The 5,070-nt window shown below is 48.2% G+C and carries 7 protein-coding genes; 3 read left to right on the top strand and 4 right to left on the bottom strand.

Annotated elements, in window-relative coordinates:
• Positions 1 to 98: 98 nt before the first annotated feature.
• Complete coding sequence (locus tag M1B78_RS18170; protein ID WP_257941459.1) at positions 99 to 1,250, top strand: glycerate kinase family protein; 1,152 nt, start codon at positions 99 to 101, stop codon at positions 1,248 to 1,250.
• On the opposite strand, the gene M1B78_RS18165 is transcribed toward M1B78_RS18170, so the two are convergent.
• The 4 genes from M1B78_RS18165 to M1B78_RS18150 form a co-directional block, all read right to left on the bottom strand.
• A complete protein-coding gene (locus tag M1B78_RS18165) occupies positions 1,240 to 2,589 on the bottom strand; it encodes an MATE family efflux transporter (RefSeq protein ID WP_257941458.1) in 1,350 nt (449 codons plus the stop codon). The two genes, M1B78_RS18170 and M1B78_RS18165, sit on opposite strands and share 11 nt — an antisense overlap.
• 95 nt (positions 2,590 to 2,684) lie before the next feature.
• The gene (locus M1B78_RS18160; protein WP_246866982.1) at positions 2,685 to 2,864 is read right to left on the bottom strand and encodes a hypothetical protein; all 180 of its coding nucleotides are present in this window, start codon (positions 2,862 to 2,864) and stop codon (positions 2,685 to 2,687) included.
• Positions 2,865 to 2,931: 67 nt separating this feature from the next.
• Positions 2,932 to 3,333: an FKBP-type peptidyl-prolyl cis-trans isomerase gene (locus M1B78_RS18155; RefSeq protein ID WP_257932158.1), complete on the bottom strand. Its 402-nt coding sequence runs from the start codon at positions 3,331 to 3,333 to the stop codon at positions 2,932 to 2,934.
• A 179-nt stretch (positions 3,334 to 3,512) separates the two neighbouring features.
• Positions 3,513 to 3,908 carry a DUF6249 domain-containing protein gene (locus M1B78_RS18150; protein ID WP_257932159.1) on the bottom strand — a complete coding sequence of 132 codons (396 nt, stop codon included), beginning with the start codon at positions 3,906 to 3,908 and terminating at the stop codon, positions 3,513 to 3,515.
• A 141-nt stretch (positions 3,909 to 4,049) separates the two neighbouring features.
• On the opposite strand from M1B78_RS18150, the gene M1B78_RS18145 reads away from it, so the two are divergent.
• Together M1B78_RS18145 and M1B78_RS18140 are read left to right on the top strand one after the other, a co-directional pair.
• Complete coding sequence (locus tag M1B78_RS18145) at positions 4,050 to 4,598, top strand: RNA polymerase sigma factor (protein WP_257932160.1); 549 nt, start codon at positions 4,050 to 4,052, stop codon at positions 4,596 to 4,598.
• Positions 4,595 to 4,984, top strand: coding sequence for a hypothetical protein (locus M1B78_RS18140; RefSeq protein WP_016273509.1), 390 nt, complete (start codon positions 4,595 to 4,597; stop codon positions 4,982 to 4,984). The genes M1B78_RS18145 and M1B78_RS18140 overlap by 4 nt, the downstream gene beginning before the upstream one ends.
• The last annotated feature ends 86 nt before the right edge of the window (positions 4,985 to 5,070 follow it).

Raw genomic sequence — 5,070 nt, 5'->3', positions numbered from 1 at the left:
GAAGCAGAGTTTCAGGGTTGGCCTCGGTTTTTATTGTGCCGGTGTAGAAAAACTCGATTTTTCTATATAATTTTGTTCCCGCATATTTTACCGACAACATGAAAAAGATAGTGATTGCCATCGATTCCTTCAAAGGATGCCTCACCTCGACAGAAGCCGGAGAAGCTGCCGCCCAAGGGGTACATGCCGCATGTCCCGAGTGCCGGACCATCGTGCTCCCCGTGGCCGACGGTGGAGAAGGCATGCTCGACGTCCTGCTTGCAGCCAGTAACGGAAAACGTATCACCGTCTGTGCCCACGACCCGTTGATGCAACCGTGCGATGCCAGTTACGGCATCTCCGGAAACGGCAATACCGCATTCATAGAAATGGCTGCCATCAGCGGACTGCCACTGGTTCCTGCCGACAAAAGGAATCCGATGAAGACCACCAGCTTCGGAACAGGCGAACTGATACGCGATGCCCTGGAACAGGGATGCCTCCGTTTCATCATCGGACTTGGAGGAAGCGCCACGAACGATGCCGGCCTGGGAATGCTGCAAGCATTGGGATTCCGTTTCTTCGACAAAGAAGGACACGAAGTGGGAAGTATGGAAAAAGGCATCGCCCTATGCGGTACCCTTCTATCGGAAATCAGCTCCGTAGACAGTTCTTCTGCCCATCCCGCACTGAGAAAGGCTTGTTTCACGGCGGCATGTGACGTACGCAATCCTTTCTTCGGTCCCAATGGAGCGGCCCACATATTCGCTCCCCAAAAAGGAGCGGACGCGGATATGGTGAGGGAACTGGATGTTGCCATGCAGCATCTCTCGGACGTCATATTCCGCACTACCGGCAAAGACGTATCCTTGCATCCCGGTGCCGGTGCGGCAGGCGGCATGGGTGGCGGTCTCCACGCATTTCTGGATGCGCAGTTGAAACCCGGCATAGAGCTTCTTTTGGAAACTCTGGACTTTGCAGAAAAGATTAAGGATGCCGACCTCCTCATCACCGGAGAAGGGAAATCAGACCGGCAGACTCTTATGGGGAAAGTACCTTCGGGCATCTTGCAGGAAGCAAGGAGGAAACATATTCCCGTCATCCTGCTGGCAGGAGCGATAGAAGACACTAAAATATTGAACGAAGCGGGCTTTCGGGGCGTATTCTCCATTACCCCCTCTCCCGTCTCTTTGGAGCAAGCCATGCAACCCGAGTTTGCTCAAGACAATATCCGAAGAACCGTAGAGCAGATCTGCCGCATCATGCCTTAGATTCCTGAAAACGGAACTTCTTGTACCGATAGTACCAGATGCCGACCACGTCGGCAATCAGCCAGCCGATGGGGATGGACCACCAGATGCCCGTCACCCCAATCTCAGGTATCGAGGCCAGCCAGTAGGAAAGAACGACACGGGTGCCCAGCGACAATATGGTCAGCACCACCGACATGCCCGGCATGCGGATGGCCCGGTAGTATCCATACAGCAGAAACAAGACGCCGATGCCACAATAGAAAGCGCCTTCGATGCGCAGGTATGTCACCCCCACTGCGATAATCTCCGTTTCGTTCGGACGGACAAAGACAAGCATCAGTGGCTCGGCAAACACGAAAACCAGCACGGACACAAGGAGTGAGAAGACAACAGCTGTGACAAATGCGCTGCGAACACCCCGGTGAATGCGGTCGTAACGTCCGGCCCCAAAGTTCTGTGCAATAAAGGTGGAAAAGGCGTTCCCGAATTCCTGCACGGGCATATAGGCGAAAGAGTCAATCTTCACTGCAGCGGCAAAGGCTGCCATTACAGCTGTTCCAAAGCTGTTGACAAGCCCTTGTATCATCAGGATTCCTAAATTCATCACCGATTGTTGGACGCAAGTCAGCGTAGAGAAGGAAGCAATCTCCTTCAGGCAAATGCGGTCAAAACACATGTCTTCATAATGCCATCGCAGTTCCGGACGTCCTTTGTAAGTATGAATGAGGATGCCTAGAGCGGCTACTCCTTGGGCGAGAACAGTGGCTGTAGCCGCACCCTGAATTCCCCAATCCAACTGAAGGATGAAAAACAAATCGAGCGCTATATTCAGAACGACAGAAACCGCCAGAAACCAAAGCGGAGTGACGGAATCCCCCACCGCACGCAACAGGGCTGCATAGAAGTTATAGATGAAGGTAAAGACGATACCGCAGAAGATTATCCACAAGTAGCTGCGCATCATGCCATATATGTCTTGCGGAACCTGCAACAGCCGGAGAATAGGGTCGAGCCAGATGAAAACAGCCACGTTCAGTATCAGGGTCACGATACCTATCAGCACAAACGAACTGAATATGCTACGGCGCAGGACCACAGGATTTCCGGCGCCATAATGCAGAGAGAATACGGTGCCGCTGCCCATCGCCAGTCCCAATAAGACGGATATCAGGAAAACCATCAGCGTATATGCCGAACCGACCGCCGCCAACGCCCCTGAACCAATACATTGACCCACGATGAGCGTATCTGCAATGTTGTAGCATTGCTGCAAAAAAGCCCCCATCATCATGGGCAGGGTAAAATGTAATAAAGTACCGGTTATGCCTCCTTGAGTGAGGTCTCCTTTCCGTAGCATGTGAATCTTGCTTTTTTAAGTATTTCCATTACGGAGGCAAAGATAGTACAAACAAAAGAGTATTGTCGGAAAAGGCAACAAAAAAAGACAGAGGATTATCCTCTGTCTTTCTGACTTTGCTCTTCGGGGCTATTCAGCATCCTGACCATCTGCTTGACATCACGGTTATCGGCCTTGCTATACAACCCGATCTGTTGTCCGGGTACTGTTCCCTTTTCATTTTCTGCCTGGGGCAATGTTGCTTTGGGGGCATTATGCCCCGCTTTCTTATCCATATTCATACCTATTGAAATTTTATCCTTACTATGATAACAAGATAAGAAAACAAATTGTTCAACAGTATCACGAGATACTTAACAATTCCACTTCAAATATCAATGTGGAATACGCCGGAATAGGACCGCTGGCGCGCGTACCATACCCCATGGCATAAGGAATATAAACAATCCAGCGGCTTCCGGGGTGCATCCGCTGCAAAGCAATCTGCCATCCCTCAATCACTTCGTTCAGGCGAAAAGCTTCCGGACAATTCCGTTTCCACGAATTATCAAACTCGCGTCCATTGACAAGCGTGCCTTTATAATGCACAGATACCACACTATTGAGACGCGGTACCGGGCCGTCTCTGCCTTCCTCCACTACCCGATAAAGTATGCCGCAAGGCAATTCATTGATTCCTTCTTCCATACGCAGCCGTTCCAGAAACTGTTCGTTCTGCAATTTGTACTCTTCTTTTCTACCCATATTGATTTTTCAATGTTTTACAATAATTCATGCACCGCTTTCCTGCACTTCCGCACATCCTTTTCCGTGGGTTCCAGCATCTTCGACATACTACCCTGGCGGCGGGGACTGCCGTAAAGAACCAATGCCTTCATATCCCTAATTTTTCGGCAAAGGTCGGCATTTTCCACATGATGACCTTACTTCTTGTTCAGCTTCAGTTCTATAATGAAAGCCACTATCAGCCCAATACCACCAAAGCCCAACACACAGGCTCCATAAATCAGAGAGGTGGTTTCTCTGTATGCCCAGCTTTTCTCAGCAACAAAATAATCGGGAATCGTATTACAACAGATAAAATAGCTCAGCATCAAACCTATTCCCATGCCGGCCAGCAGGCATCCCACTTTCAAAGCCGAAAACGAAAAGCTACTTCCACGCAATTTAGGCGCATCCATCCGAGGAAGCAGTCCCCGCTCGTCCATCTTCTCAATCAGCATGATTCTTTCCTTCTTACAAACAAACAGTTCAAACAGTTTGTAAATTCCCAAAGTGATAATTGTCATCACCGCAGGCACCATAATAAAATCCATCATATTCGTTTCGTTTTAAATGAGTAATTTTGTTTCTTTGTACCTTTTAGACGCGACTGTTTACACGAGGTTACAGATTTTCGAAAAAATATTTTTTTCCGAAAATCTGTAACCGGGCAAACAAACTTGCGTCTAACAGACAAAATGAAAGACGACGAGAGACATATTATCCAGCGCATCTTGAGGGGAGAGACTGCTCTTTACGAGCATTTTCTCAACACATACAGCCAGCAGGTATTCATCCTGGTGGCCCGCATCGTCTCCAACCAGGAAGATGCCGAAGAACTGACCCAAGATGTCTTCCTGAAAGCCTTCCAGCATCTCTCGTCTTTCAAGAGCACCAGTTCTTTTTCGACGTGGATTTATTCGATTGCATATAATACGGCCATCTCGAGTGCACGGAAAAAGAAATTTGATACCTTTGTCATGGATGATGCACTACTTGCCAACATATCCGATACACAAGTAGATGAAGCCTTAAATGATGAAGGGGAAGAGCAAATTGCCAAATTGAACAGAGCCATGGAGCAACTCGATTCCGAGGAACAGGCACTGATAAGCCTGTTCTATTATGAAGAAAAAACATTGAATGAGGTCGCTCTCATCCTGGGACTGACAGAAAGCAACGCAAAAGTAAAGCTACACCGTATACGTAAAAAAATTTATGTGTTGATGAAACAAGAAAAAGTATGAACGAAGAACTAAAAGATAGAGGATTGAAAAAGGCGGTAAGAGAACAGACTACTTTCCGCCTGCCGTCCAATTTTACCTACCGCACCATGCAGAAGGTAGAAGAAGCCATACGTCTGCGCGAGAAGAAATCAGAAAGAAGAATTCTGCTTGCAACTATTGCCGCTGCTATCTTCTTGATAGGTGTCAGTGGGACAGGATTGGTTCTGTACTTCGGAGACAGCATCCGGGAAGCCTTTACGCCCACCACCCTCCCACAGTCAGAAAGTATCCAGATTCCTTGCTTTTATCTCCTACTGATTCTGACCATTCCGCTTTTCATCCTGTTTGACCGGTGGATGAGAAAACTGTATTTCAAACATCACACTCCTAAGCTTCCAGAGTTCTGAACGAAAAACGAGGTTGTGTCAAAACGTTGGCACAACCTTTTTCTATAATTTATAGTCCTGTTATCTTTTCTTTTGTCTACGCCGCT

The sequence above is a fragment of the Bacteroides muris (ex Fokt et al. 2023) genome, from assembly GCF_024704895.1.
Lineage (GTDB): Bacteria > Bacteroidota > Bacteroidia > Bacteroidales > Bacteroidaceae > Bacteroides > Bacteroides muris.
The sequence above is the reverse complement of the archived record's forward strand: the minus strand, read 5'-3'. Positions and strand labels throughout refer to the sequence as shown.